The organism is Pseudanabaena sp. UWO311 (assembly GCF_006937785.1).
GTDB lineage: Bacteria > Cyanobacteriota > Cyanobacteriia > Pseudanabaenales > Pseudanabaenaceae > Pseudanabaena.
The window spans coordinates 1-25,121 of the sequence record NZ_SJEE01000042.1; the positions used below are offsets into that span (position 1 = coordinate 1).

The following is a 25,121-nucleotide window of genomic DNA, read 5'->3' on the forward strand; positions in this document are numbered from 1 at the left end:
TCTCTTATTTACTAGAATTTAAGCCTACAAAACACAAAAAAGATCGGCATGGTCAATCGCAGGTATTCCTACTAGCGCCTAATATCTGCGATTAGCCACGCCTCAAGAAACAATAGACTTTGCTTTTGACAACTTGTTCGTTTCGCGATCGCTACTCTCACGATCTATATTGTTGCTTCGCGTTCGGAATGTGCTTTTGCAGTGCGATCACCTTGGTTCTAAAGACTGAGTTTCACCACTGCGATCACATGGTAAAAGAAGGACAAAGTTGCAAAACGGCGATCTCATACCCAACAACTTAGAGGATTTTGTGAGTTCTATATTGCATATATGACAAGGAGGCAAACCGAATGACTGTCACCACAAAACAGCAAATCATCCAAGAAGTTGAAGCAATGTCAGAAAGTGATTTGACCAAGGTTTTAAAGTTGCTGCTATCCTTTGGCTTAACTAAGCACAAGCCCCACATCACTGATGCTAAATATCCCTTGCGTGGGTTGCCTGTGGAATATATCGATCCCCTAGAACCAGTTGCGATCGCTGATTGGGAATTGGCATGATTGTTTTAGATACGCATATCTGGATCTGGTGGGTGCATGGTGATACTAAGCTCAGTCTGCGATCGCTGCAATCCAAGCCCATGAGTCTGATGTAATTGGGGTAAGCGCGATATCCTGTTGGGAAATTGCCAAGTTAGTTGCATACGATCGCTTGAAATTGCCTTGCGAAATTTCGGAATGCTTCGAGCAAGCTTTGTCGTATCCCGCAGTCCAATTGTTAGACCTAACGCCCGAAATTGCGATCGCCTCAACTCAGTTAGTGGGTTTTTATCGAGATCCATCCAATCAAATCATTACGGCAACAGCTAAGGTGTACGACTGTCTGTGGACTCGTTTTAATACGCTTGATCTGATTCGTCCAAGGGTTCTCCTCAGTAACATGATATTTACCCTTAGCCCAATCCCAACAGCTTTTAAGTAACCAAAGTCTTTCTTTTGCAGTTCGGGCGGTTACATTCTCCAGTTGAAGCGCGGCAAAGTCTCCAGCTAAACGTTCTGTCACTTGATGCAATGGGACATTTAGCGATCGCTCAAGACATCTCAAAATTGGAGTATATCTAGCCTCAATCGAACGGTTAGCTAAATTTTTTTCCTTGGATTGATTCTGCGTAAACTTTGTAAATAACTCAGGAGCAGTGATTTCTGTAGCAGTTTTTCCGAGAATTTTGGGCTTGTACTTTAGCAAAGTTGGGTCAAAATACCCCGCTTGCATATCTAGTTCGATCTCTGAGGATTTCTTTCGTGCTACGGCGTTTCCTGTTGCATCATTATTAACACCAACAGCCATCGTGTAGCGCTTGCCTTCATACTGCCATCTTAGTCTCAGCCGTCCGCAATGGTCTTCTATAGTAATTTTCATCGGGGTAAATTTCGGGGTAAAGTTACTACCCAAAACAACCCTTAACAGCCTAAATATATTGTCTTATTGACACTAGAATATACCTTCAGAAGTTGATCGGGACTCCCAAAAGCCTTAGTGTTATTAGCTCTCCAGCCTATGAACGCAAATGGACTCGAACCATCGACCCCCACGATGTCAACGTGGTGCTCTAACCAACTGAGCTATGCGTTCTAACGGATTTGTAATATAACATAATGGAAGTATATTTAACAAAAATCTATGAAATTAATTTTGTATAGTAAGCAAGATTGCTGTCTGTGTGAAGGGTTGCTAACAAAATTACAACAAGTTAAGCAAGTTAGCTTCGAGCTAGAAATTAGGGATATTACTAGTAACCCAAGCTGGTTCGATCGCTATCAATACGAAATCCCCGTACTTTGTCTGCTTAACGATCGCCAACAAGAACAGGAATTACCAAGATTTCCGCCGCGATCGCCTGTCGAGAAATTAGAAGTATTACTCCAGCGCTATTGCTAAATTTATTGCATCCATGAATTTGTCAACACTTGCTTAGTCGTCGTCAGCGCATAGATATCAATCAATCCAGGATATCTGGATGCACCGCGAGTTTTTAAACTGGACATCCCCAAAGCAATCTTGGCATTGCCACTATCACCAAGCTTAAAACAGCGACTAAATCGACTATGGGCATTGACAAAAATCGTGCTGCTATTAATACGACTAACAAAGCGATCGCGCTCGGACAAGGAGTCCGTCAGTAATACATCGGCGTGACCACTGCTGTATTGATTAATCCATGCGATCGCCTCTTCAGTATCATTAACGATCTTAATAGCGATCGTCTCGTCTAAATAAGCCTGTCCCCAGATATCCTCGGACTCGATCGATTGGTCAATGAGGACTTGACTTGGTTTGTCGGTTTCCTCGCTATGGGATTCTTCTAAAAATTGCCGAAAATACACGGTGGTCTCCGCGCATCCACGCACTGTTAAACCATGTTTTTTGAGACTACTAATCCACTCACCTAGTCCATGATCGATTAAAGAGCGATCAAGCCATGACCGATGTACAACGACCTTTTCGATCGCATTAACTGCATCAGGATCTCCCTTACGACTATTAAGGATAATTTCTTTAGCAAAGTCCAACTTACCTGAAGCCGATAAATACATGTAGCAATTACCCATTGAAATTGGTAAAGCCGAGACTGTGGCCTGCTTGCTCACCTGCTGGACAAAGCTAGGACGACCATAAGGAATAACCAAGCGTAAATATTTTTCTTGAACAATTAATTCTTTGAGCGTCACCCCTTTGGGAACACAGGTTATACATGCCTCAGGAAAACCTCTGGCAATGAGGGTATCTTTGGCGATCGCTGCGATCGCTTCTTGGGTGTTTGTACTTTCATTGCCTCCCTTGAGAATAATCGTATTACCGACTTTAAGACACATGCCTGCTGCAATTAAGCTGAGTTGCGGAAAACCCTCATAGACAAAAGCTACCACTCCAAGAGGTACACGTTGATAGCCATTAATGCCGACATGTAGTGTTAGCGGATCGGGCAGATTTGCAAGTTGGAGCAGACATTCGATCGCATTGTTAAGCCGTTCGGGAGTTAGTTTTAGCCATTCGAGTACTAATTCTGGTACTGCCATATCTCGACTTGCTTCTAAATCCAGCGTATTAGCTTCTAAAATCGCATTTTTATGCTTTTTAACGCCATTAGCAATTTCTATCAACAAACTATCCCGGTCTCTGGTAGACACTTGCATGAGTTGCAGCGCCGCCGCGTGGGATTTATAAATGAAGCCTGTAAGGTCTTCTGGTGACATACTCTGTAATAAATAATTGTTAAATATCGCGCTGACGAATCACAAGCAATCGCCATATTAGCAAACCCAAAAGGGCAAACAACAAAATAGCTAAAGGAATACCTAAAGTTGATTTTAGATTTAGTGCCCAGACAATGATTAGCGCAAAAAATAATACTGAAGCTGTGCACATCAAAATTGTTTCTAATCTAGCCTGTTGATCATTTCCACGAATAGGTTGCCATTTGCCCGTCCATTGCCATGTATGTTGTTGAGATTCGATACCACCTAATTGCAATAGACTATAGCCGTCATTTTCTATTTGAAAGAGCAAAGAGCAGCGATCGCATCCAAAAGCGTCAGTCAGTGCGATCGGCTTTAGCTTTCCGCGTTTGCGGGGGCAAGGACAGGGGTAAATTTGTTCTAGATCAATTTTTTGAGGCTTATGAATATGCACTAGATAGTCAAGCTCAACAAGAATACTAAAGGTATGCTCAGAATGAGGATTGCATAGATTATAGAAACTTTCTATGTAAAAAATCACGATTAGTTTTTTAAAATTGCGGCAAATCTACTCTTAAAAAAAATTGGTTGGTGCTTAATTTTTTTGCACTATAAGCCATAGATCAAGAAATTAATCAAAACAATTGTATAGCATTTGATGAAAATCTCTTGCTGCCAGCATGACAGGGCAACTACGGGAGCACATTCCCTACCTGAAACAATTCATGTTCTGTAGGGGATGTGCCACAGGGTTCAGTCCCAGACCTATGCTAAGACAGGAATTTCTTCCACGTAACATCGGTCATAACGAGAATAGTTCAAGTTAAAAAAGTTTATTCCGCAATTTACCAAGATTGCTGTATTATTTTATTCGGTGCAAAAAACACCTTACCCAAGCGGATGTGGCGGAATTGGTAGACGCGCTAGATTTAGGTTCTAGTATCTTTGATGTGAGAGTTCGAGTCTCTCCATCCGCATTTCCAAAAAACAAGACGCTGTGCTTTGCATAGTATCTTGTTTCATTTGAGCCATTCTTCAAGGCTAGAAGTTAATTTATCGGTGATTTGGGCAGTGAGTTGATCTCGCTTCTGTTTGCGCAGCCATTTTTGAAATTGTTTTTCGTATTCTTCGCTTTCTGGTTGGTAAGCAACCCATGTATCTAGCGCTACACCCAGTCCCCAAAATAATAGAGGATAGATAGCCCAGCCAATACTGCCAGAGGTAGACAAGTTGAGTGCGACTAAAAAAGAATTAACGATCGCATATTTCAATACATTTGCTTGCAAAGACTTCTTTTTATATTTGTCAAACTCTAACTGTTCTTTGCGAACAGCTTGCGTAGATTGCCATTCTTGCACGGATGCTAAGAAATCAGCTTCACTAACTCCCATGTCTGAGGCAATCTCATATATTTGCTGTTTGGTCAGGTTTTGACCGTTAGTTCTCTTGGCAAGTGCATAGCGGAGAATCTGATCGACTTGTTCTTCTGAATAAGTTTCCATATTTTTCTCCATAAAGATCAATTCAAGTATAGCTATAGACATCAATTTTAGAGAGTGGCGGCGCTTCGCGCCGCCACTCTCTATTTGTTTTTATCCTAGTTCAGTAATAAAGCGATCGCAGCAATCGCGCAGCCAATAGGTATAAGATGCTGGATTTTTTTGAATATCAGCTTGTAAAGTTTTTAAATCTATCCATTTCCAATCTTCTGCTTCTTCAGGATTGAGAACTGGACTGTGATCGCTATATCCTACAAATACATGATCGAATTCATACTCAGTTAATTCATTATCTAATTCGGCATGGTATATAAAACTAAAAATTTCACGCAATTCACAATCAAAACCCATTTCTTCTTGAAGTCGGCGATGGGCGGCTAGTAAGGTTGGCTCTTCATGGCGCGGATGACTACAACAGGTATTTGTCCAGAGTCCACCTGAATGATATTTATGTTTGGCTCTTTTTTGGAGTAACAGTTGATTTTCTGAGTTGAGCACAAAAATTGAAAAAGCTCGATGCAGTAAACCTTCACGATGTGCTTGTAATTTTTCGGCAACTCCTATTTGGCGATCGCTGGTATCTACTAAAATAACTTTTTCTTCTAATTGCTGAATTATTTGTGGCGTTACATTCATGGCATTTACAAAAATAATATTTTAAAAGCCTTGTTTTACAAGGCTTTTAAAATATTATCTGGTTTTGCCCAGAGGACAAGCATGTTCAGACATAAAACCCGAAGAAGCGGAGAGCGGCGCTTTGCGCCGCTCTCCGCTTCTTCGGGTTTCTTCACCATTTGGTGCTTTAGAATCAAATGCTCATTTGTGTGACAGCTATTTTGCCAGAAAAGCAAACGTCAACATCAGTATTAGGAGAGAGATCGCGAAGGTTATAACGACCTGTATAGGTGACGCGATCGCCATCGGATTTAAACTCTAGGGGCAATGGTTGGTTCGACTTTTCACAAAATATTATTTCAGGAGTTTCCTTACTCTCTTTTGGATCAATATGGGGCAAGTTCACATTCCAATATGACTGAGGTGGGAGTTTAATTTCTAAAAGTTGCTTAATGACCATAGCCGTTGTGTGTGCTGCCCAATCCCAATCAAAAGCTTTGCGGCGGTCTTGATAATGGGAAATAGCGATCGCAGGAATATTATGAAAAGCCGCTTCACGCACTGCTGCGACAGTACCAGACATATAGACATCCACGCCCATATTGCCACCGTGATTGATGCCTGACAGCACTAATTTCACATCACTATACAAATGCGCGATCGCCACCCTCACACAGTCAGCAGGTGAACCCGCGATCGCATAGATATCTTCGCTGCGTTTGGCAATTGCGATCGGCTCATTCGTCGTTACTTGGTGTCCACAGCCCGAATATTGACGAGATGGGGCTGCGATCGCGCCTTTAACTCCAAATACTAGTTCAGTAGCTTTTTGCAAAGACCAAATGCCCTCAGCATCAATGCCATCGTCATTGGTCAAAATAATTGTCATACTACCTTCCCTCTTAAACAGCAATAAATTTCAAAAGCCTTGCATTGCAAGGCTTTTGAAATTTATTGCTGTTTAAGCTGCCTGTTCTTCTAATTGATCCTTATGCAGCCAAATTACAGGGGTTGATACTTTCCCAAATTTAATCTGGACATAATCACCACGAAACTCTAACACTTCGCCCCAAGTCTCAAACAGGTATGACGACCAGCGAGTATCATTAGCGGTTGCTTCAGGACTATTTTCTAATTTTTCGCGAATAGCGCGAACAAGTGTGCCTTTTTTTAGTGCCATAGTGTTTAATGCAACAAATTATTAAGGATTTAAAACTACTAGTAGGTATTGTATAGCAAACCGATATGTTGTTCTCAGCGCCTACAGCAGTAAAAATAAATCGACTCGAGGATTTTTTTGTTAGCATAGCCCCATGAATTAGGTATAACTGTTATGTGTATCTGCATCAACTGCACCTATGTCGATCGCTGCATCACCTATCACGCTGTTGAAGCACAACATTTGCAACCACATCTGACTGAGTATCCAGACTTTGAGGCAAACTCACCAACGGTTAATGTCAATATTAAAACGACATCTGGAGACATCCAAATGGAATGGGATGTCGTTGGTTGTGAGAGCTTCTCAGCAGAGATGGGGAAATGGATGAAATTGCGTCCTGGGGAACTTGTTCCCACTTGATTTCAGGGATATGAAATAGAGATGTAGTATTTTGTACTGCTTCTCTATTTCTTGTAAAAGAGTTTTGGAGAAGTCATAAATTAGGAATTCATGTCTCAAATTATCAAACCATTATTACTATGTACCTTACTAGGAATATCCTTTAGCGATTACTTCCTTCCTAATATTAAAGATATTGACCACAAAGATTCAGTTCTTGTAACTGCTAAAAGTAACCCATCAATCCATCAAAATTCATCTCAAAATAATTCTGAGAATCTATCGAGTTTAGATACTTCTGCAACTAAAGCCGAATATCAACGATTGATGCAGATATTAAGCGATCGCAAAATCACCATCCTTCCCATAGACGAAGTTCTGCAAACTGTTTCTACTAAATTTCTGGGTGCAACCTACCGCGAAGGTTTATTAGATCAAGATAAAACTGAAAAGCTATTCGTATCACTTACAGAATTTGACTGTGTACTATTTGTGGAGACAGTTTTAGCATTCTCTCGCAACTTGCGATCGTCAGGTCCCAGCTACGAACACTTTGTGGAGAAGATCCAAGAAGTTCGTTATGCGGATGATAAGCTAGATGGCTATTGCAGTCGCTTACATTATTTTTCAGAATGGATACGCGACAATCAGAAACGCAATATTGTGCGTGACCTCACATCTGAATTGGGAGGGGTTCCTCTCAATAAGAAATTAGACTTCATGAGTAGTAATTGGCAGAAATATCCACGCCTAAAAAATAATGAAGCTAATCATCAATGTATTTTAGCAATGGAGCAGAAGATAGAACTAGAGACAAGATCGCAACCGTTACGATATATTCCATCTCGTAAGATACGTTCTATTTATTCATTACTCAAAGCTGGCGACATTATTGCTGTGACTACGGATCTGAAAGGGCTTGATGCTACACATACAGGCTTTGTCTATCCTACTGCCAATGGAATAGGGTTCATCCATGCGTCACCATCAGGCAAAGTCAAAGTCTCTCCCGATTTACAACGTTACGTTGAAGGCGTTGATCATGCGATCGGAATTATGGTAGCGCGTCCCGTTAATTAACCAAAAATTGCAAAGCAAAACCCAAGAGATGAGTGGTGGCGCTTCGCGCCACCACTCATCTCTTGGGTTTTATATCTTAAGCAAAACTTACATTGATATATTTTGTTAATATTCTGACCGTCTAATCGTTAAACATGCCCATTCTTGACGCTTCCAGAATGTGGCGATCGTCCATTTATGAGCATCAAGAGCCTCGGCAACTTTCTGTACTTGCTCAACTAAAATTCCACTTAAAATTCCCCAGCCATTTTCGTCAACGAGCTGATCGAAATAGGGAACCATATCAACAATGATGTCAGCAAGGATATTGCAAGTAAACCCATTCGCAGGTGCAGGCATATTCGCAATCAAATCTTGAATACTGCCCTCTTGCACCCAGATTTTATCTTCAGGAATATCATTAAGTTGGCGATTGTGGTTAGTTGCCTTGATCGCCAGAATATCATTATCGATCGCATAGGTCTGACTCGCTCCAATCAGTAAAGCCCCGATACTGAGAATACCTGAACCACAACCAACGTCAGCAACCACAATATTGTCTTCAGGTTTTGCACCCCATAAGCGCATTTCTAGGGCTTCTAAACAAAGTTGTGTAGTAGCATGAGCACCCGTACCAAAAGCGCTGCCAGGATCAAGGCGCAGAACTTTGCGATCGCTATCAGTTGGTGGATCAATCCAAGCAGGATAAATCACCAACATATCGCCAATTTCTTGTGGGCTCCAATGTTGTTTCCAGCTTGATGACCAGTCCTCATCGTTAATTACTGTCCATTGAGTAGCTGGTGCTTCGTAGTCTAACGCGATCGCATCTTGCTTTAGCCATAAAGCAAGTGCCGCCAGATCCAAAACACTGCCCTTCTCAACTGGCAAATAACTACTAACTCTAATCTGCCCATCTTTTTTTTGACTTGCCATTCCTTGGCAGCCAAAATTTTGTAACCGCCAAAAAATCTGCTCTTCTAGAGATTGCTCGGCTATAACTTGGATTTCCCACCAACTGTTGTTTGGTGCGATCAGCGAAGGTGACATCTGGCGCTTATGACTATGATATGAATAATTATATTTTGAGATATTATGATCGCGCAAAGCGCTGAATATCGTAACAATCTCTAGTCTTGGATATATTCCTGTTGCTGTAACAGCGCTAATTCTGCTCGCTGTGCTTCGCGTCCTAGATATGCAGCATGGTCAAACAGTGTAACAGGGCAAGGTTGTGTTTGTTCAAAGATTTCTACGCAGAGTTCCTTAGCAGTTCGTCCTGTGAATAAATTCACAGCTTGGCGATCAACTTTACCTTTAGCAGGAATTGGTTTACCCGTTTCTGGATCAACTGCTAAACCTTGGTCATTGATAATGTTGCTGTAGTATTTAGCGCAAATTAAATTTTGTTGGCGATCAACATAAATAATAAAATAACCACTGGGATCAAGAGCTAGCGATCGCTTAGATAATTGAGCGTCAATGAGGTGGAGTTGTTGTGTAAGTGAGTTCGTTTCAGCAGTCAAATTCATTAACTTTGAGGCAAGAGAATATTAATTATTAATCTTATGATACGACTTACAGCGCTCAAGTTTTGCGGAACCAACTAATCCTATACAATGAGACATAGCAAGCTTGCGATTATCAAATTTTCAAACTTGTCATAGCCTATAACTAGAGGGGTAATCGCCATGCCAGCCAAAGTACTAGACGGACGCTACAAACTGATTAAACAGATTGGAGCTGGTGGATTTGGGCATACATTTATTGCTAGGGATATGCGCCGCCCTGGTTCGCCACCTTGCGTAGTTAAGCAACTAAAGCCCGCTAGTGATGATCCTAATTTTATTCGTGAGGCAAGGCGGCTATTTAACACGGAAGCAGAAACCCTAGAAAAACTTGGCAGTCATGATCAAATTCCGCAACTACTTGCCTATTTTGAGGAAGATAAGCAGTTTTTTTTAGTGCAAGAATTTGTGGAAGGGCGATCGCTTCATGACGAACTGAAAGCAGCCCTGCCTGAAGTATCAGATTTAGATAATGAATCTCAAGATCGTCTTTTTGCTGAGTTAGAAAATATTGACGCACCAATCAGAGACAAACAACTAGCCGAAGTTGAAGTGCTTAAGATTCTGAAAGATGTTCTTGATGTCTTGGACTTTGTGCATTCTGAAGGGGTAATTCATCGGGATATTAAGCCAGACAACTTAATTCGCCGTAAGAAAGATCAAAAGATTGTGCTGATCGATTTTGGTGCGGTCAAGGCGGTGCAAGATGCTAATACGCAACTCGTAGCCAATGAAAAAGGGGAATCACGATTTACAGTGACCATCGGGACACCTGGCTATATGCCCAGCGAGCAATGTGCAGGTCGCCCAACTTATAACAGTGATATATATGCTTTAGGCATGGTGGCGATTAAAGCGCTCACTGGATATAGCTCAACTGATCTCCCAACCGATCCCGCTACTGGTGAGTTAGTCTGGCGAGATAAAGCAAAGGTTAGCAACGGATTAGCAATGGTATTGACTCGGATGGTGCGCTATCACTATACGCAGCGCTACCAATCAGTGCGCGAGGTTAATCAAGGTATTAACACCTTTGCAACGATGACAGAAGTGGAGCGCCAAGCGACTACAAGCAAGATCGTTAGGTCAACAATTCTAACTGGGACAGAGAATTCAACTGTCTCCAATATTCCGACTTCATACAAATCTAGTTCTCAAACTCGTCGCTCAGTTCCTGCTCCGTCGGCTAGCTCTAATTCAGGAGTTCTCTTTCTATTTGGTGGGCTTTTAGCAGTTGTAGCAGTAATCGCGGCTTTTGCTTTACCCGCGATGATGCGAAATAACCAACCATCGATTATTGTCAGCAATCAGCCAATTCCTGCCACTAAGCCTATCTCTACTGACCCTAGTCCTGTCCAAACACCTACGAATACAGCTGTAAATCAAGTCCTAAATTTGGAAGCCAATAAAGAATCTTTGGTTGTCCCTAACAAAATGCTGGGAGATGCGATTCACACTTATACAGTTCAGGCTAAATCTGGACAATTGCTGAGTACTTCGATTACAGGTACGGGACTATTGCTTACTGTTCTGAATGCTCAAGGCATACCTCTCTCCAATGCTGTTAATGTTGTGAATGCTGATGTGCCAATTCCATCTGATGGAGCCTATGTAGTTCAACTCAAAGGTATTGGAGGGACAACTGAAATTCCCTATCAATTAAAATTTAGTCTTAAGGATTCGGCGCTCGCGCAACCAACTTCCGTTCCTCCAACTCCTCCCTTAACATCTCCATTGGCATCACCAACTCCCTCACTAGGAACACCTGTTCCAAATACTCCTACACCTGTGGCAACTCCAACACAAGCACCAACACCTCCTCCTCCACAAATAGAAATCAAAGTTAGAAATAGATAAATACAAGATGGTGCGAAGCACCATCTTGATAGTTGTTGCTAGACACGAACATAAACCTCACAAGAGAATTGCGGCGCGAAGCGCCACAATTCTCTTGTGGGGTTCACTTGGTGACAGCTATGAATTTGAGAACATTATGAAAATATATGGAATTGACTTTACTAGTGCGCCTAGTAAAAATAAAGTAATCGCTTGTGTAGAAGCGAGGCTAGAAGCAGATGTTCTTAGTATTCAAAAGTTCTATCGTTTTATTGATTTTCCTTCTTTTATGGACTTTTTGACGCGATCGCCTGTCTGGATTGCAGGAGTAGATTTTCCATTAGGGCAGCCTCGAAAATTAATCGAAAACTTGCAATGGGGGAAGACTTGGGCTGAATATGTTGAGCGCGTAGGGCAGATGAGCAAACAGGAGTTTGTCGAAACCTTAAATCAATATCGTCAAGATCGACCTGTGGGCGATCGCGAACATCTGCGTCAAACTGATAAGTTCGCAGGTGCGATTAGTCCAATGAAAGTCTATGGTGTACCTGTAGGTAAAATGTTTTTTGAAGGTGCGCCAAGAATGCTTGCCGCAGGATTTAGCATTTTGCCTTGTCATCCCACTAACGATCCACGAAGTGTGATTGAGATTTATCCTGCGCTAATTTCAAAGAACATTATCGGTAAGCTAAGCTATAAATCTGATGATAAGCGCAAACAAACTTCGGAAATGCAATTTTTGCGGCAAGAAATAATTAATCAGGTGCGATCACCTATATGCAAATCAAAGTATGGCTTTGTTGTCGAAATTGATCAACAGGTTACTTGTGAATGTGTGAGTGATGCTTCGGGCGATACTCTTGATGCTGTACTTGCCGCAATTCAGGCAGCATCAGCTTCTCAACAACCCAACTATGGAATTCCTGAAAACTGCGATCATCTTGAAGGATGGATTTGTGCATAAAACCCAAAATAGAGTTGCAGCGCGAAGCGCTGCAACTCTATTTTGGGTTTAAAAAAGAGCAAACTAAAGTTTGCTCTTTTTTATTTGAAGTTTAGTTTATCTAATTTAAGAGTTGATGGATTTTCAGTTCCAATCATTGAAGAAACTCCAATAGCCAATCTCTAAGCGTGCACAACTTTGTTACTAGTTGTCTTTTTCCAACCTCTAGGCAACTTCAAATCATCAGGATCGACGTAATGACAAGCATAGTCGTCTAAACAGATTAAAGCCCAGCCATTGCCATCGATATTAACGAGTTTGTAAGAAGCTTCCAACACAAAAAAACCTTTGTGGTTGCGGGTGTCGGGCTTTACTCTGACATTTTCTAAGATCATTTTATTAACTTCCTTTTAAATAAAAAATTGTCACTTCGCTGTAATTAAAAAGTTATCAGCTTCAGTTATTTATATTTATGTAGCCTAGCACCCTTGACAAAAATCCCGTGTTAAGTTTTTCTGACAAAAGAGCAGCACTTATGAAGTTCTATGACGTTAGATAAAGTTATTTATTGAGTTTCAACAATTGTGATTTACAAATGTTGACAGCAGCCCGAAATTAACAAGAATACATAGGCTGAATTTTAGCTTAGTACCCAATCCCTAACCTTTTCAAGGGCTTTCCAATCTGGACGACGGCGCAATCCTTCTTCAAAATTCTCAACAATTTCTGGCTTAATATCTTTCAAAATCATTAGCCAATTTTGAGCTGCTTCAACTTGCTCTCGCACCCCTTTTTGGGATAGCTCTAACATTGCGATCGCCAGATTAATGTGACCTTGAGGATCTTCGGGAGCAATTTTGACCGCCTTCTGTCCTGCCTTGATCGCGAGTTTGGCATTGTTGTCTAGCAAATACAACCAAGATAGACAAATCCAACCGCTAGCAACTTTGGGCTGGCGCTCACATACTTTTTCAAACACAGGAATTAATTCTGCCGCAGATTCACCCTGTTTGTAGCGCTCTAAACCTTGAGTGAATAAATCTTCTGCAATTTCTGTATTCATTGAGCGAATCAAAACTCCAAAGCCGTATTTTTTGCCTTAATGATAATAGCATCAAATGAGAGCACAACTCATCAATTAAAAAGTCTCACTGATTTTTTGTGGCGCGGCTTTGTCGCACCACAAAAAATTTAAATCCCAGAACATTATGAGTCAGCGTATATCCATTATTAATGTTGGCATTGACACAACAAGTTATGTAGATACTTGCGATCGCATTGCCAGTCTCGTCCAGCAGGAGACACCTAGCTACATAGTTGCTGCGAACGTGCATGTAGTAATGACAGCTTATTGGCATCAAGACTATCGCCAAGTATTAGAAAGAGCCAACATAGTCACCCCTGATGGGATGCCACTTGTATGGGGGCTGCGATCGCTAGGGGTAAAAGAACAACGGAGAGTTTACGGACCTGATCTAATGCTTGCTTGGTGCGATCGCGCAGCGCAAGAAAATATACCTATTTATCTTTTTGGCGCAACGTTCGAAACGCTTAACAAATTAGAGCAAAAATTAAAATTACGCTTTCCAGAGCTAGCGATCGCGGGTAAACATGCTCCACCTTATTTCGAGCTTGACGATCCAAACTTTGAGGAGCAGTTAGCTGAAGATATCGAAACTATTTCTAAATCAGGTGCAAAGGTTGTATTTGTTGCCCTTGGTTGTCCTAAGCAAGAATTTTGGATGAGTCAAGCTCAACCCCGATTGGCAGCAGTGATGATTGGTGTGGGCGCTGCCTTTGACTTTCATAGTGGACAGGTTTCACAAGCTCCACGTTGGATGATGGCGATCGGGCTTGAGTGGTTATATCGCTTTACTCAAGAGCCAATGCGTCTGTGGCAACGCTATTTAATCAATAATCCATGCTTTGTCGTTTTATTTGGGATACAACATTTGCAACGAATTTTTAAAAGCCCAAAAACTAAAGGAGACGTGAAGCGTCTCCTTTAGTTAGATCAAAACCCAAAGGAGAGTTGCGGCGCGAAGCACCGCAACTCTCCTTTGGGTTTTGCTTGGCGACAGCTATGTGTCTGAACTAATTCCAAATTTGGGCAAGATAATGAGCAAGTACTTAAATAAAGCAAATTTTGTGATGCACAATCAGATTAAGAGCAAAAGAGGAATATGAGAGTGAGTAGCGATCGCAAACCAACCCAGAAGCACACCGAGCAATGTGCAAAAAAATACGACATTCGAGCTGGTAACCAGATCAAACAATGGTCTATGGTCGAGTGCAATTGGTTGCGATCGCTATTCCTAATTGCTAGCGACACCTTGGGATTGGGCATAGCATGGCAAGTTTCTCGAAGACTTAATCAAGGATTTTCACCCTTACCACCAGAACTTAATTGGGGAGAATTTGCAGGATTTACGGGTTTGTTTTGGGCTTTTGCCGCAGCGATTGTCACAGCATTTGCCTATCATAACTTTTACCGAGGCGAGTCCCAATGGCGTAACTATGTAAAGCAATCTCAAGTCATCAGCAGCGTTTACATGGCATCTCTAGTGGTCAGCTATTTTTATAGCCCTGGAGTTGATGCACCGCGATCGCTATTTTTCCCAGCATGGATTGGCAGCATATTAATGATTATCGGATTGCGGTTGCTATTAACTTTGCTCTTTGATCAGTTTCCGATCGCCAGAATTCATACACCTGTCTTTATCATTGCACCTAGCGATCGCTTGTCATACTTAGCCAAAATTGTCGAAAAAAGAACTGGCTACAAAGTAGTCGGAGTTCTCACTTCTTCTCTCGCTAATACTTCACACGCTATGCAATCCATTATTAGTTCTGGGGCAAAAGAGGTGATTGCGGAAGGATTGCCAGAAACACAACTTGCTTCTCAGTTATATTGGCAACTTCGCAATGCGGGAATTGGACTAAGGCTAGTTCCATCTAGCTTAATGCTACTTCATCGGCGCGGCACTCCAGAGATTTTTGCATCAATGCCCATGATTCGGATTGAGTCATCGCTGTTAGCGAATTGGGAATATATTTTTAAGCGCTGTTTGGATTTGGTCGCTGCCTTTTTCGGGTTAATAGTTTTATCGCCAGTATTTATTGGCGTTGCGATCGCGATTAAAACTAGCTCTAAAGGGAGCGTATTCTATACTCAAGATCGCATTGGCTTACAGGGGCAATCTTTCCGTATGTGGAAATTTCGCAGTATGTTTATGGATGCTGATCGCCGCCAATTAGAACTAGAACACCTTAATAAAAGTTCCGATGGTGTCATGTTCAAAATCGAAAAAGATCCACGCATCATTCCAATCGGACATTTTTTACGCTCTACAAGTTTGGATGAGCTTCCGCAACTATTCAATGTTTTAATTGGACAAATGAGTCTGGTTGGACCAAGACCTCTGCCTGTGAGGGATGTGGCAAGATTCACCAGTTGGCATCATACAAGGCATTTAGTTATGCCAGGGATTACAGGTTTATGGCAAATTTCAGGGCGATCTGATTTAGATACAATTGATGATGTAGCAAAATTAGATTTGTTCTATATAGATCGCTGGTCACTAAATTTCGATTTGGAAATTCTCATTGAAACTCTAAGGCTAGTTTTATTTGGTAAGGGGGCATATTAGAGTAAGGGCTGGTATGGGAACATAGTCTTACGAAATCTACAGCAATTTTCGATCAAATGAGCCGCAAGATAAATCTTGAAAGCGTTGCTTAGCAACGCTTTCAAGATTTATCTTGGTTTGGGTTTAAGCGCAAATCGTTGTAAGTGCAGTCTCCCTGTGCTAGCGCAAGATATGCATAAATTGCTTTCCACGCAATGTTGAAAAACTAGTAATTAGGCGTGACAAAAACTAACATCTAAAAAGAAAAATCGCCCACTGCGGGGGGCGATTTTTCTTTTCAGATTTTAAGGGCTTTTTTGCTTAGCTACTTACTGGTAAGCTTCATTTTTCGGCGTTTTTTCGGCAAATTCTTTTGCGTAGTGTTACAAAAGACATGATTTTTGAAACCTATCCGACTATAATTCAATAGCATTAATCCTTAAAACTCTTTACGAAGGTAATTAAAATGAGCGAAGAACAAAATTCAGGACTTGGCGGATTTGTAAGTGGCTTACAGCAAAAGGCTGGAGAAGTAGCTGAAGGACTCAAGGAAAAGGCTGAAGGAGTTATCGGTGAAGAAAACGTCAAAAAGGTTACTGATACTCTAAATTTGGATGTTGGTGTCATGGCTAAAGATTCTGCAGGCAAAGCAGTTGATGCACTAGAGAATCTTACTGGTCGTGACATTGATGGTGATGGCGATATTGGTGGTAAGCCACAAGCTTAGTAAAACCCGAAATGATAAATCGCCCGCGCAGCGGGCTATTTATCATTTCGGGTTTTAAGGTTTCTTTTATTTAACGACAAATCATTAATAAAGACGGCATAAATGCCGTCTTTATTAATGATTATGGATCGAACCATCGGGCATAATCGTTCCAAACAAATTTGCTTCGGATAAACTAACTCCATTCAGATTGGCAAGCCGTAAATTAGCTTTAACTAAATTAGTACCAATCAAAAAAGCAGCATCTAGCTTTGCTGAAACCAGTTGTGCTCCTGTCAAAATTGCCCCGTTTAAATTTGCATTACTTAAAATTGCATCACTTAAGATTGTATCTTCCAAATTACTATCACACAGATCAGCATTGCTCAGAATTGCATTGCTCAGAACTGCATTTTTTAAATTTGCGTGCCTTAAATTAGCATTACTTAAATTGGCATTACTGAGAATTGCATCAGCTAAGTTAGCATGACAAAGATTAGCCTGATTAATAGCAGCGTTGCTCAAATCACATTCTTGCAAATTAGCATTGTTCAGATTTGCGTTGCAAAGCTTTGAGTCCGATAAATTGCTATTACTAAGATCAGCAAATTCTAGATTTGCGTTAGTTAAATCACTGCGGTGGAGATCAGCATTTGTGAGATTAACATTGCTCAAAATGGCATTGCTTAAGTTTGTCTCACTTAAATTTGCATTGCTCAAATCACTTTCGTCTAAATCTGCACCACTCAAATTAGCACCATTAAAATGAGCTTTAGTAAGATCGGCTCCTTGTAAGTTTGCCATACTCAGATCGCATCTTTCTAAACAAGCTTCTCTTAGATGAGCTTTGCTCAAATAGGCTCCACTCACCTCAGCATCTTTAAGATTTACTTTATACAAATCTGCTTCTCGCAAATTTGCTTTCACGAGATCAGAACTACTGAGATTCGCACCTAATAAATTAGCGTTACTCAAATTTGTCCAGCGCAAGTTTACTCCACTCAAATCTGCTTCGCGGAGATTGGCACGTCTTAAGTTAGTACCACTCAAATTAGGGATAATCTCAGGATTTTCTAGTCGCCATCTATTCCAACTGGCTGCTCCTTGTTTCAGTATCGCAAGATGTTCTGAGTTTCCCATATGTCTCTTCCTTTTACACCATGCTCTCGTTTAGATGTAGCGGTTATTTAGAGGGTTATACTCCCATTGATTATCACTTGGCGAAACAAGAAAAAGTCAGAAATTAAGGTATTGCTGTCGCCAGTTTTATTACAATGCTTTTCGCTCAATCCAAAACAAAAAGAAGTTATTTGTTTACATGTATAGCAATGCAAGTTTTGCTTAGTACATAAAAACCAAAAGATAAGTGGCGGCGCTTTGCGCTGTCACTTATCTTTTGGTTTTTGATTTGTCCTAGCTATGTTTTGCATTGCAATATAGCAATGCAAAAGGAGTATACTCTAACTAGCAATAGCTATAAACCTGTGAAGAATTATGTCTTCCAATTATTCTGAAACTTCTTTAGAGTGGATACAAGATCGATCGCAGGTTTTGCAGCCCTATCTAATTACCAAGGCTGAGCGAGGAATTATTGGTAAGAGTCGCTATGCGATGAGGCTTCGTCAAGAGATTAAAAGTGCCAGTGAAGATCGGCAACCAGTATTGATTCTTGGCGAACCTGGACTGGATAAAGATAATATTGCGGCTTTGATTCATTTTAATTCGGCATATAGACGGGAAGCGATCGCAAAAGTAAATTGCAGCCTTGTCCAAACCAGTGGTGCAGATTTATTTGGACGTGCAGATGGCAATCATGGGCTATTAACATATTTGGGAAAAGGAACTCTAGTTTTAAATAACATCCAAGAGCTACCCAATGAATTGCGCCCCCAGATTGTGCAGCTTCTAAAAAACGGAACCTTTAGACGAGTCGGAAGTAATGCAACCGATGCGCCTTTAATCTGTGAATCGCGGATCATTATGGTCTCTGAAAAACGTCAATCTACCTGTGAGTCATATGTTAAACATTCGATCAAAGTTCCATCGCTGAGAGTGCGAAAAGCTGATATTAAACCACATGTGGAATATTACATTAGTTTGTTTTGTCGCGATCGCGGTATTCCTAAACCAACTATTACTGCTGAGGCTTTACGCAGTCTCCAAAGCTATGATTTCACAGGAAATTTAAAAGAACTACAATTATTGGTGGAACGAGCAATATTACAGTCACAGGGTGCGCCATCGCTAAACGAATCAGTGTTTTGGTCAACCCAACCCAAGGGTAAAAAGTTTCGCTTTAATCTACTCAATGCCTATCCTAATCTACGTCGGTTCCTACGTAGTGAATGGTTTCCCGATCGCCTTAACTATGGATTTACGTTCACTTTTTTTGCGATCGTCGTTGCCATACTGTTTTTAGCTCCTCAAACTCGCGATCAAAATATTGCGCTTAATTTTTTTTGGGCATGGTGGTGGCCATTAATTTTAATTAGCTTTCCCTTTGTAGGAAGACTATGGTGTTCTATCTGTCCGTTTATGATTTATGGAGAGGTAGTGCAGAAGCTCTCTCTATGGCTATTTCCACGACAGCTTAAACATTGGAATCGAGATATTTCTGAACGTTGGGGTGGATGGTTTTTATTCGGTCTATTTGTGCTGATCTACTTATGGGAAGAGCTTTGGGATTTACAAAATACTGCCTATCTTTCTGCATATTTATTGCTATTGATTACGGCTGGAGCGATGATCTGTTCGCTGATTTTTGAACGCAGGTACTGGTGTCGCTATCTCTGTCCCATTGGAGGGATGAATGGACTATTTGCAAAACTCTCAATGACGGAATTACGCGCTCAACAAGGAACTTGTTCGGCTGAATGTACGACCTATCAATGCTATAAAGGCGGCGTGAAAAAAGGCGAAGGTCTAGAGACAAATGGATGTCCGCTTTATTCTCATCCTGCTCAATTACAAGATAATCGCGACTGTGTGCTATGTATGACTTGCCTCAAGGCTTGCCCCCATAGGTCTGTAGAGTTTAATCTTCGTCCTCCCGCAATTGAACTATGGACAACCCATGTACCACGCACCTATGAAGTTGCTTTGCTCTTGTTACTGCTTGGTGGTGCATTTTTGCATCGCTTACCAGAAATCACCTCGTTTTTTGGTTTGCCGTCTATTACGGAAGCATTCTTTCCCCATTTGGCAGTATCTCTACTCATTCTGATTGTCGCTGCGGTAATTCCCTTAATTACTTATGGGATCATGCGATTGCTCTACTTTCTCACAATTGTCTGGAGAAAGAATTGCGAAGACAATCAGCTTCCTTTTAGTATTACAGCCTGTAAACCCAGACCATTTATCCAGCTCGCCTATGGATACTTGCCATTAGTTCTAGGCGCAAATCTAGCGCATTATTTACGTCTATTTCTCCAAGAAGCAGGTCGGGTATTGCCAGTTACTTGGGCGACTTTTGGGCTGGATGGTTCGACATTGCCAATTTTTATTGCTCATCCTGCGGTAATTTCCTTTTTGCAAGGAACCACATTAATTTTCTCTGTGCTTTTGTCATGGGTGCTAACGCAAAAGATTGCCAGACAGCCTTGGCGATCGCTGATACCTCAACATTTGAGTGCGGTCATTTTAGCGATCGCTTTGTGGCTAGTTATAGTTTTCCCTACTTAAAACGCATTACAGCGCTTTGCTGAACCAATAAATAGCGGTGCACGGCTTCGCCGTGCACCGCTATTTATTTAGTGGGAAGGGAGTATCTTTTTATGTCGCAATCATCTGATCGTATAGTTGAGCCGTTTTTTCAAGCATGATTTCGCTTGAGAAAAGTTGACGATAGCGGCTATAACCATCTTTTGCAAAGCGATCGCGTAGCTCTTGATCAGCAATTAGTTCGGCAAGCTTAACAGCCAAACTGTCAGGATCGCGAGGCATCACGATAAAACCTGTTCGGCGATCACTTACTTGTTCAGCAATACCACCCACACGAGTTCCGACTACTGGCTTTCCTTGAGACATCGCTTCTGCACAGGCAAGACTGCAAGCTTCTTGGAGCGAAGGCAATACAAAAATGTCAAACAGTTGCATCAGGTTCGGTAAGTCATCAAGATAGCCCGTGAAAATCACGCGATCGCTTATACCTAAATCTTGAGCTTCTTGTTTAAGAGAAGCTTCTAAATCACCATTACCTGCAATTACTAAATGCAGGTTTTCTCCTTGCAATTTTGCAAAAGCCTGAAGTAAATAGGTTAGCCCTTTTGCTTCATCTAATCGGGCTGCTGTCCCAAGGATGATTTGATTGGCTGGGTCTAGTTGAAATTTCTTGGTGAGTTCTAATGATTTATCAGAATCGAGAATTGGCTCTTTGACTCCGTTGTAAATCAAATGGAGCTTTTTTTCACTTAATCCCAATTCCCGTAAAAGATTATATTCAGCTTCACAAACACAAATTACGCGATCGGCAAACCAATTGCTAAACCAGCGTGACATTTGATAACTAAATTTTGCCCCTAGTCCATGAAAGCCATGTACAGTATAGAGAATAGGGACTTTCTTTAAAGCTAAATATACAGCTAGCATTAATTCGTGAGCGCCGTGAACATGCACAAGATCGATCGCCTGTTCTCTTTGGATTTCCTTGATTCTTGCGATCAGTTCTGGAAAGCCTTTAAATACATTAATCTCCCACTTTGTGTATTCACGCTGCAAAATTGGTAAAGCTCGAAATTTGGGAGCACCTTTGCCATCTGGGGCTAATAGCGATATTTTGTAGCGATCTCGTAGTCCTTCAATGAGGCTAAGGGCTTGCTTTTCTGTGCCACCTTGATTGAGGTAAGGCAGAATGAATAAAATGTGTTTTTTCACTGTATATGACAATTACTTTTTGCTATGCTGTCAGCAAATTGAGTTTAGTTATAGCAGTTATAATTGAGGAAAGTCAAAACCCCAAAGATAGAGGTGTGGCAATGGTGCAAGCATTAGTTAACTGCGATCGCATGACTTTTGAAGAGTTTATCGATTGGTATCCCGAAGATGGTAAGCGCTATGAGCTATATAGAGGAGCAGTTAGAGAAATGATGCCCATAGGTGATCATGAATTAACTAGTAGCTTTTTGTCTGAGGAGCTAACTTTAGAGGTTCGTAGTAATCATCCTAACTATCGAGTTAGTAGGATGTGTCTACTAAAGCCAGAAATGGCTGAGACTGGTTTTATCCCTGACGTGGTAGTGATAGATCGGCTCGAACTCGTCAACGAACCTTTGTGGCAAAAAGCTTCAGTGATTCAAAACGGCAAAACTATTCCCTTAGTCATCGAAGTTGTCAGTACTAACTGGAGCGACGACTATGCAATCAAGCTATCGCAATATGAGGTGATGGGAATTGCGGAATACTGGATTGTGGATTATCGGGCGCTAGGGGCAGTGCGACACATTGGCAAGCCAAAGCAGCCAACGGTGACAGTTTGCAAATTAATCGAAGGAGAATATCAGCTATTTCTATTTACTTCTGGGAAACGGATTGAATCCGATATTTTACCCAAGCTAAATTTGATGACTGATACGATTTTTCAAGCTGCTATTGAGGTTGCAGGATAAGCCCTGCTGAAGGTCTCAACGAGATCCTAGACTTAATGGCATTTCGAGAGAATGCTCCAACAAAAATTCCCGATCGCATAACACCTTCTTTGTCGAACCATCATAGACAATTTTACCCTCACTCAAGACAACAGTGCGATCGCATAGCTCTAGAACTAAGTCTAAATCGTGAGTAGCAATTAATTGAGTTTCGGGCAAAGTATGCAAAAGCTGGATTAACTGACGGCGCGATCGCGGATCGAGCTGGGCAGATGGCTCATCAAATACTAAGACCTGCGGCTGCATCGCTAAAACCCCTGCGATCGCAACTCTTTTCTTTTCACCACCAGAAAGATTATGAGATAGCCTCTCTCGATATTTTGCAACATCTAGCCCGACTGCCACCAAAGCTTCTGCTACCCTTGTTTTTAGCTCATCTCCTCGGAGTCCTTGATTCATTAGACCAAAAGCAACATCTTCCCAAACCGTTGGCATAAATAATTGATCATCTGGATTTTGAAACACTAGCCCAACAAAATTCCGAATTGCGGCGAAATTGCTGGGCTTGACGACCATCTCACCGACCACGATTTCGCCCTGCTGTGGCATGAGAATGCCGTTCAGATGCAAAAGTAATGTTGACTTTCCAGAACCATTGGCTCCAATGAGTCCCACCCTCTCGGTTGCGGCGATCTGGAGATTAATCCCTTTTAGAGCCTGAATACCATCAGGATAGCAATAACTGAGGTTCTCAATAGAAATAGGATTGTGATGCAAAGCGCTTTAACTAATAAAAACTTGACCGACTATAATCAAAATCATAACGCAACTAATTGCCATGCGATCGCTCCATGTGCTCGTAACTGATTCGAGCATGACTGGAGTACCTTGATAGCCGCGTGCTAACATCGCCTGATAAATGCGATCGCCGCGATCGTAAGTGCGGATAAACAGAACTCCTAACATATTGCCTAGTACCTGTCGTTGCCACGGTCGATCGTGTCGTTGGGGATTATAGAGATTTTGTGGCGCAAAATTGCGGGCAGTTGCCGCACGATGCATAGCATTAAATTCGTTAGTTAAGACTCCAATGTAGCGATACATCGAGGTGAGAATGCTAACTAACAGTGGTGGCATTTTGAGAGTAACTAGAGCTTGGAGTAATAATGGAATGGAAGTACTGAGAGTGAGAATATTTAATAGTAGTAAAGATAAAAACGCTTTGATACTCACACTTCCTAAAATTATTAATCCATTGGTAGTTATTTGTAACCATCCCCATTGCCAAAGTATCTGTCCACCACCACGGAAGAGAGTTCCTAATAGAATCACGCTAATAAAGGCTAATTCGATCGCCATACGTTTGGCGAGAATTCCTAAACTAACTTTACTCCAGTAGAGAATTGGCAAAACAGCAACTCCATATACTGCCCAAGTCCACCATCTGCCCATTGGAGTTAGGGCGATCGCAAATACCAATAGGAATATACAGATCAAGCGTGTATGTACAGCTAAGCGATTCCATAAATTTAAGCGATCGCTCAGTGTTTGACATAGGCGATCATTTGACTCAATGAGATGAATATGTAGAAGCATAGATTTAGTTTTATAGAAGCAGACTAAAGGATACTTCTAAGCAACCTGTTTCAACTGGTTTGAGCTTTTAGCCCGCACTTGAGTGCAGGGCTTTATTTCTGTTTTGGTTCAGATTTACGTACTGTGAGTTTGCCAACTCCCCATGCTAAGCCAAATACAACTAATGTTCCTGTAATTCCCGCTAGTGCAGTTGATGCTTTCTGATCGGGAACTGACTTGACAGAATATTCATCAAAAATATTGGCAAAGGGAAGTTGTTTTGTTGATGAGTTCTCAATAGCTTTATCTTCAAATTTTAGATCTTGAGAGACTCGATCTAATCCATCTGGATCTTTGCTAGCAAAGGGTGAGATGAATGCAGCAATACTCAGTGCTAGAAATAATCCTGAGAATAGAAAAACACGATTTTTATGCATTTGTTTATGGCTTTTATGTCAACCTAAAAATGATCTGATTCAGTTTGTTTAATTGCGGATAGAGGAACATCGTAAATTAGCTCAGGGCGAGTCTTCCAGATAAAGCTAGTTACTGCGAGAGTAATAAATGCTTCGCCAATGCCGATCATGAAATGCCAAGAGAGCATAGCGGTCATTCCTAAAGCCAAGGGAACGGTGTCTGAAAGAGCCAACATTACCGCACAAACTGCCGATGCCACAACTACACTTGTCCATGAAGCGATCGCAGTGCCAACACTCATGCCTAACCAAGTATTGCGCCCAATCAAAAATCTAATCACTCGATAGAGATAATAACCACCAAAGGTTCCAATTAATCCCATAATCGTGATATTTGCACCTAGAGCCGTCAGTCCACCATCCTGAAACATGACAGACTGCACGATGAAGACCACTGACATTACTAACGAACCCGCCCAAGGGCCAAGCAAGATACCTGCTAGAGTTCCTCCGAGTAAATGTCCAGATGTACCGCCCACAATTGGGAAATTAATCATCTGTGCGGCAAATATAAAAGCAGCACTCACTCCCATGAGCGGAACGGTACGTTCTTTATATTCTGACTGAACTCGATTAAGAGAGAGGGCAATTAAGGCGATCGCAATGCTCCCTGTGACTAAACTTACAGGTAAACTCAGATACCCATCGGGAATATGCATCGCCACATAGACTGGAAAAGAAAGCATCAACGCCTCGTAAGTATTAGGATAGTAATCTAGAGGATATGAGAGGCGGTGGAAAGCGCCGCCTCTCATATCCTCTAGATTATGATAAAGATATTTCGCCAGTTTGGCATCCAAAATAACAGAAGATTAATAAAGCGATTTGCGGTAGGC

Annotated in this window: 29 protein-coding genes and 2 tRNA genes; 12 read left to right on the plus strand and 19 right to left on the minus strand. The window is 41.5% G+C overall.

Annotated features, from left to right (window positions below):
- Nucleotides 1-350 precede the first annotated feature (350 nt).
- On the plus strand, nucleotides 351-560 hold the full coding sequence (locus tag PseudUWO311_RS21755; RefSeq protein ID WP_142657330.1) for a hypothetical protein: 210 nt from the start codon (nucleotides 351-353) through the stop codon (nucleotides 558-560).
- A 5-nt stretch (nucleotides 561-565) separates the two neighbouring features.
- Here PseudUWO311_RS21755 and PseudUWO311_RS24215 read toward each other — a convergent pair whose 3' ends face one another.
- The 3 genes from PseudUWO311_RS24215 to PseudUWO311_RS21765 all read right to left on the minus strand — a co-directional run bounded on the left by PseudUWO311_RS24215 (nucleotide 566) and on the right by PseudUWO311_RS21765 (nucleotide 1,632).
- Nucleotides 566-841: a hypothetical protein gene (locus PseudUWO311_RS24215; RefSeq protein WP_190303610.1), complete on the minus strand. Its 276-nt coding sequence runs from the start codon at nucleotides 839-841 to the stop codon at nucleotides 566-568.
- Nucleotides 817-1,419 carry a hypothetical protein gene (locus PseudUWO311_RS24220; protein WP_190303611.1) on the minus strand — a complete coding sequence of 201 codons (603 nt, stop codon included), beginning with the start codon at nucleotides 1,417-1,419 and terminating at the stop codon, nucleotides 817-819. The genes PseudUWO311_RS24215 and PseudUWO311_RS24220 overlap by 25 nt, the downstream gene beginning before the upstream one ends.
- Before the next feature lie 139 nt (nucleotides 1,420-1,558).
- A tRNA-Val gene (locus PseudUWO311_RS21765) sits at nucleotides 1,559-1,632 on the minus strand.
- A 48-nt stretch (nucleotides 1,633-1,680) separates the two neighbouring features.
- On the opposite strand from PseudUWO311_RS21765, the gene PseudUWO311_RS21770 reads away from it, so the two are divergent.
- On the plus strand, nucleotides 1,681-1,938 hold the full coding sequence (locus PseudUWO311_RS21770) for a glutaredoxin family protein (protein ID WP_142657331.1): 258 nt from the start codon (nucleotides 1,681-1,683) through the stop codon (nucleotides 1,936-1,938).
- A 2-nt stretch (nucleotides 1,939-1,940) separates the two neighbouring features.
- Here the strand turns inward: PseudUWO311_RS21770 and PseudUWO311_RS21775 are convergent, their stop codons facing one another.
- Together PseudUWO311_RS21775 and PseudUWO311_RS21780 are read right to left on the minus strand one after the other, a co-directional pair.
- Entirely contained in the window at nucleotides 1,941-3,254 is a 1,314-nt protein-coding gene (locus PseudUWO311_RS21775) for an aldehyde dehydrogenase family protein (RefSeq protein WP_142657332.1), read from the minus strand.
- Nucleotides 3,255-3,273: 19 nt separating this feature from the next.
- Nucleotides 3,274-3,777, minus strand: coding sequence for a hypothetical protein (locus PseudUWO311_RS21780; RefSeq protein ID WP_223807686.1), 504 nt, complete (start codon nucleotides 3,775-3,777; stop codon nucleotides 3,274-3,276).
- A 355-nt stretch (nucleotides 3,778-4,132) separates the two neighbouring features.
- Between PseudUWO311_RS21780 and PseudUWO311_RS21785 the strand changes: the two genes are divergently transcribed.
- Nucleotides 4,133-4,213: transfer RNA gene (locus PseudUWO311_RS21785), tRNA-Leu, on the plus strand.
- Between the two features lie 42 nt (nucleotides 4,214-4,255).
- Here the strand turns inward: PseudUWO311_RS21785 and PseudUWO311_RS21790 are convergent.
- The 4 genes from PseudUWO311_RS21790 to ndhO all read right to left on the minus strand — a co-directional run bounded on the left by PseudUWO311_RS21790 (nucleotide 4,256) and on the right by ndhO (nucleotide 6,530).
- Nucleotides 4,256-4,738: a 2TM domain-containing protein gene (locus PseudUWO311_RS21790; protein ID WP_223807687.1), complete on the minus strand. Its 483-nt coding sequence runs from the start codon at nucleotides 4,736-4,738 to the stop codon at nucleotides 4,256-4,258.
- A gap of 90 nt (nucleotides 4,739-4,828) precedes the next feature.
- Complete coding sequence (gene idi / locus PseudUWO311_RS21795) at nucleotides 4,829-5,371, minus strand: isopentenyl-diphosphate Delta-isomerase (protein WP_142657334.1); 543 nt, start codon at nucleotides 5,369-5,371, stop codon at nucleotides 4,829-4,831.
- A gap of 172 nt (nucleotides 5,372-5,543) precedes the next feature.
- The gene (surE, locus tag PseudUWO311_RS21800) at nucleotides 5,544-6,239 is read right to left on the minus strand and encodes a 5'/3'-nucleotidase SurE (RefSeq protein ID WP_142657335.1); all 696 of its coding nucleotides are present in this window, start codon (nucleotides 6,237-6,239) and stop codon (nucleotides 5,544-5,546) included.
- Nucleotides 6,240-6,311: 72 nt separating this feature from the next.
- Nucleotides 6,312-6,530 carry an NAD(P)H-quinone oxidoreductase subunit O gene (gene ndhO, locus PseudUWO311_RS21805; RefSeq protein WP_103666650.1) on the minus strand — a complete coding sequence of 73 codons (219 nt, stop codon included), beginning with the start codon at nucleotides 6,528-6,530 and terminating at the stop codon, nucleotides 6,312-6,314.
- 153 nt (nucleotides 6,531-6,683) lie between these two features.
- Here ndhO and PseudUWO311_RS21810 point away from each other — a divergent pair, with 153 nt between their 5' ends.
- Both PseudUWO311_RS21810 and PseudUWO311_RS21815 read left to right on the plus strand, forming a co-directional pair.
- Nucleotides 6,684-6,932 (plus strand): Ycf34 family protein, encoded by a 249-nt coding sequence (locus tag PseudUWO311_RS21810; protein WP_142657336.1) that lies wholly within the window; start codon nucleotides 6,684-6,686, stop codon nucleotides 6,930-6,932.
- Nucleotides 6,933-7,022: 90 nt separating this feature from the next.
- Entirely contained in the window at nucleotides 7,023-7,991 is a 969-nt protein-coding gene (locus tag PseudUWO311_RS21815; RefSeq protein WP_142657337.1) for an N-acetylmuramoyl-L-alanine amidase-like domain-containing protein, read from the plus strand.
- 105 nt (nucleotides 7,992-8,096) lie between these two features.
- On the opposite strand, the gene prmA is transcribed toward PseudUWO311_RS21815, so the two are convergent.
- Both prmA and PseudUWO311_RS21825 read right to left on the minus strand, forming a co-directional pair.
- Entirely contained in the window at nucleotides 8,097-9,005 is a 909-nt protein-coding gene (gene prmA / locus PseudUWO311_RS21820) for a 50S ribosomal protein L11 methyltransferase (RefSeq protein WP_190303613.1), read from the minus strand.
- Between the two features lie 95 nt (nucleotides 9,006-9,100).
- Nucleotides 9,101-9,502 (minus strand): DUF4346 domain-containing protein, encoded by a 402-nt coding sequence (locus PseudUWO311_RS21825; protein ID WP_142657339.1) that lies wholly within the window; start codon nucleotides 9,500-9,502, stop codon nucleotides 9,101-9,103.
- Nucleotides 9,503-9,661: 159 nt separating this feature from the next.
- Between PseudUWO311_RS21825 and PseudUWO311_RS21830 the strand changes: the two genes are divergently transcribed.
- Entirely contained in the window at nucleotides 9,662-11,395 is a 1,734-nt protein-coding gene (locus PseudUWO311_RS21830) for a serine/threonine-protein kinase (RefSeq protein ID WP_142657340.1), read from the plus strand.
- Nucleotides 11,396-11,531: 136 nt separating this feature from the next.
- Nucleotides 11,532-12,338 (plus strand): DUF429 domain-containing protein, encoded by an 807-nt coding sequence (locus PseudUWO311_RS21835; RefSeq protein ID WP_190303612.1) that lies wholly within the window; start codon nucleotides 11,532-11,534, stop codon nucleotides 12,336-12,338.
- 161 nt (nucleotides 12,339-12,499) lie between these two features.
- Here PseudUWO311_RS21835 and PseudUWO311_RS21840 read toward each other — a convergent pair whose 3' ends face one another.
- Both PseudUWO311_RS21840 and PseudUWO311_RS21845 read right to left on the minus strand, forming a co-directional pair.
- A complete protein-coding gene (locus PseudUWO311_RS21840) occupies nucleotides 12,500-12,712 on the minus strand; it encodes a hypothetical protein (RefSeq protein ID WP_142657342.1) in 213 nt (70 codons plus the stop codon).
- Between the two features lie 245 nt (nucleotides 12,713-12,957).
- Nucleotides 12,958-13,380, minus strand: a complete 423-nt coding sequence (locus PseudUWO311_RS21845) for a hypothetical protein (protein WP_142657343.1) — start codon at nucleotides 13,378-13,380, stop codon at nucleotides 12,958-12,960.
- Nucleotides 13,381-13,525: 145 nt separating this feature from the next.
- Here PseudUWO311_RS21845 and PseudUWO311_RS21850 point away from each other — a divergent pair, with 145 nt between their 5' ends.
- The 3 genes from PseudUWO311_RS21850 (at nucleotide 13,526) to PseudUWO311_RS21860 (ending at nucleotide 16,673) form a co-directional block, all read left to right on the plus strand.
- Complete coding sequence (locus PseudUWO311_RS21850; protein WP_142657344.1) at nucleotides 13,526-14,326, plus strand: WecB/TagA/CpsF family glycosyltransferase; 801 nt, start codon at nucleotides 13,526-13,528, stop codon at nucleotides 14,324-14,326.
- Between the two features lie 174 nt (nucleotides 14,327-14,500).
- On the plus strand, nucleotides 14,501-15,967 hold the full coding sequence (locus PseudUWO311_RS21855) for a sugar transferase (RefSeq protein WP_142657345.1): 1,467 nt from the start codon (nucleotides 14,501-14,503) through the stop codon (nucleotides 15,965-15,967).
- Between the two features lie 445 nt (nucleotides 15,968-16,412).
- A complete protein-coding gene (locus PseudUWO311_RS21860) occupies nucleotides 16,413-16,673 on the plus strand; it encodes a hypothetical protein (RefSeq protein WP_142657346.1) in 261 nt (86 codons plus the stop codon).
- 114 nt (nucleotides 16,674-16,787) lie between these two features.
- On the opposite strand, the gene PseudUWO311_RS21865 is transcribed toward PseudUWO311_RS21860, so the two are convergent.
- Nucleotides 16,788-17,792 carry a pentapeptide repeat-containing protein gene (locus PseudUWO311_RS21865; protein ID WP_142657347.1) on the minus strand — a complete coding sequence of 335 codons (1,005 nt, stop codon included), beginning with the start codon at nucleotides 17,790-17,792 and terminating at the stop codon, nucleotides 16,788-16,790.
- A gap of 354 nt (nucleotides 17,793-18,146) precedes the next feature.
- On the opposite strand from PseudUWO311_RS21865, the gene PseudUWO311_RS21870 reads away from it, so the two are divergent.
- Nucleotides 18,147-20,333, plus strand: coding sequence for a sigma 54-interacting transcriptional regulator (locus tag PseudUWO311_RS21870; protein WP_142657348.1), 2,187 nt, complete (start codon nucleotides 18,147-18,149; stop codon nucleotides 20,331-20,333).
- A gap of 90 nt (nucleotides 20,334-20,423) precedes the next feature.
- Here the strand turns inward: PseudUWO311_RS21870 and PseudUWO311_RS21875 are convergent, their stop codons facing one another.
- Nucleotides 20,424-21,524: a glycosyltransferase family 4 protein gene (locus PseudUWO311_RS21875; protein ID WP_142657349.1), complete on the minus strand. Its 1,101-nt coding sequence runs from the start codon at nucleotides 21,522-21,524 to the stop codon at nucleotides 20,424-20,426.
- 101 nt (nucleotides 21,525-21,625) lie between these two features.
- On the opposite strand from PseudUWO311_RS21875, the gene PseudUWO311_RS21880 reads away from it, so the two are divergent.
- On the plus strand, nucleotides 21,626-22,255 hold the full coding sequence (locus PseudUWO311_RS21880; protein WP_142657367.1) for a Uma2 family endonuclease: 630 nt from the start codon (nucleotides 21,626-21,628) through the stop codon (nucleotides 22,253-22,255).
- 15 nt (nucleotides 22,256-22,270) lie between these two features.
- Here the strand turns inward: PseudUWO311_RS21880 and PseudUWO311_RS21885 are convergent, their stop codons facing one another.
- From PseudUWO311_RS21885 to PseudUWO311_RS21900, 4 genes are all read right to left on the minus strand, one after another.
- The gene (locus tag PseudUWO311_RS21885) at nucleotides 22,271-23,011 is read right to left on the minus strand and encodes an energy-coupling factor ABC transporter ATP-binding protein (RefSeq protein WP_142657350.1); all 741 of its coding nucleotides are present in this window, start codon (nucleotides 23,009-23,011) and stop codon (nucleotides 22,271-22,273) included.
- Nucleotides 23,012-23,017: 6 nt separating this feature from the next.
- The gene (gene cbiQ / locus PseudUWO311_RS21890) at nucleotides 23,018-23,830 is read right to left on the minus strand and encodes a cobalt ECF transporter T component CbiQ (RefSeq protein WP_142657351.1); all 813 of its coding nucleotides are present in this window, start codon (nucleotides 23,828-23,830) and stop codon (nucleotides 23,018-23,020) included.
- A 92-nt stretch (nucleotides 23,831-23,922) separates the two neighbouring features.
- Nucleotides 23,923-24,246: a PDGLE domain-containing protein gene (locus PseudUWO311_RS21895; RefSeq protein WP_142657352.1), complete on the minus strand. Its 324-nt coding sequence runs from the start codon at nucleotides 24,244-24,246 to the stop codon at nucleotides 23,923-23,925.
- A gap of 23 nt (nucleotides 24,247-24,269) precedes the next feature.
- The gene (locus PseudUWO311_RS21900) at nucleotides 24,270-24,971 is read right to left on the minus strand and encodes an energy-coupling factor ABC transporter permease (protein ID WP_142657353.1); all 702 of its coding nucleotides are present in this window, start codon (nucleotides 24,969-24,971) and stop codon (nucleotides 24,270-24,272) included.
- Nucleotides 24,972-25,121 lie beyond the last annotated feature (150 nt).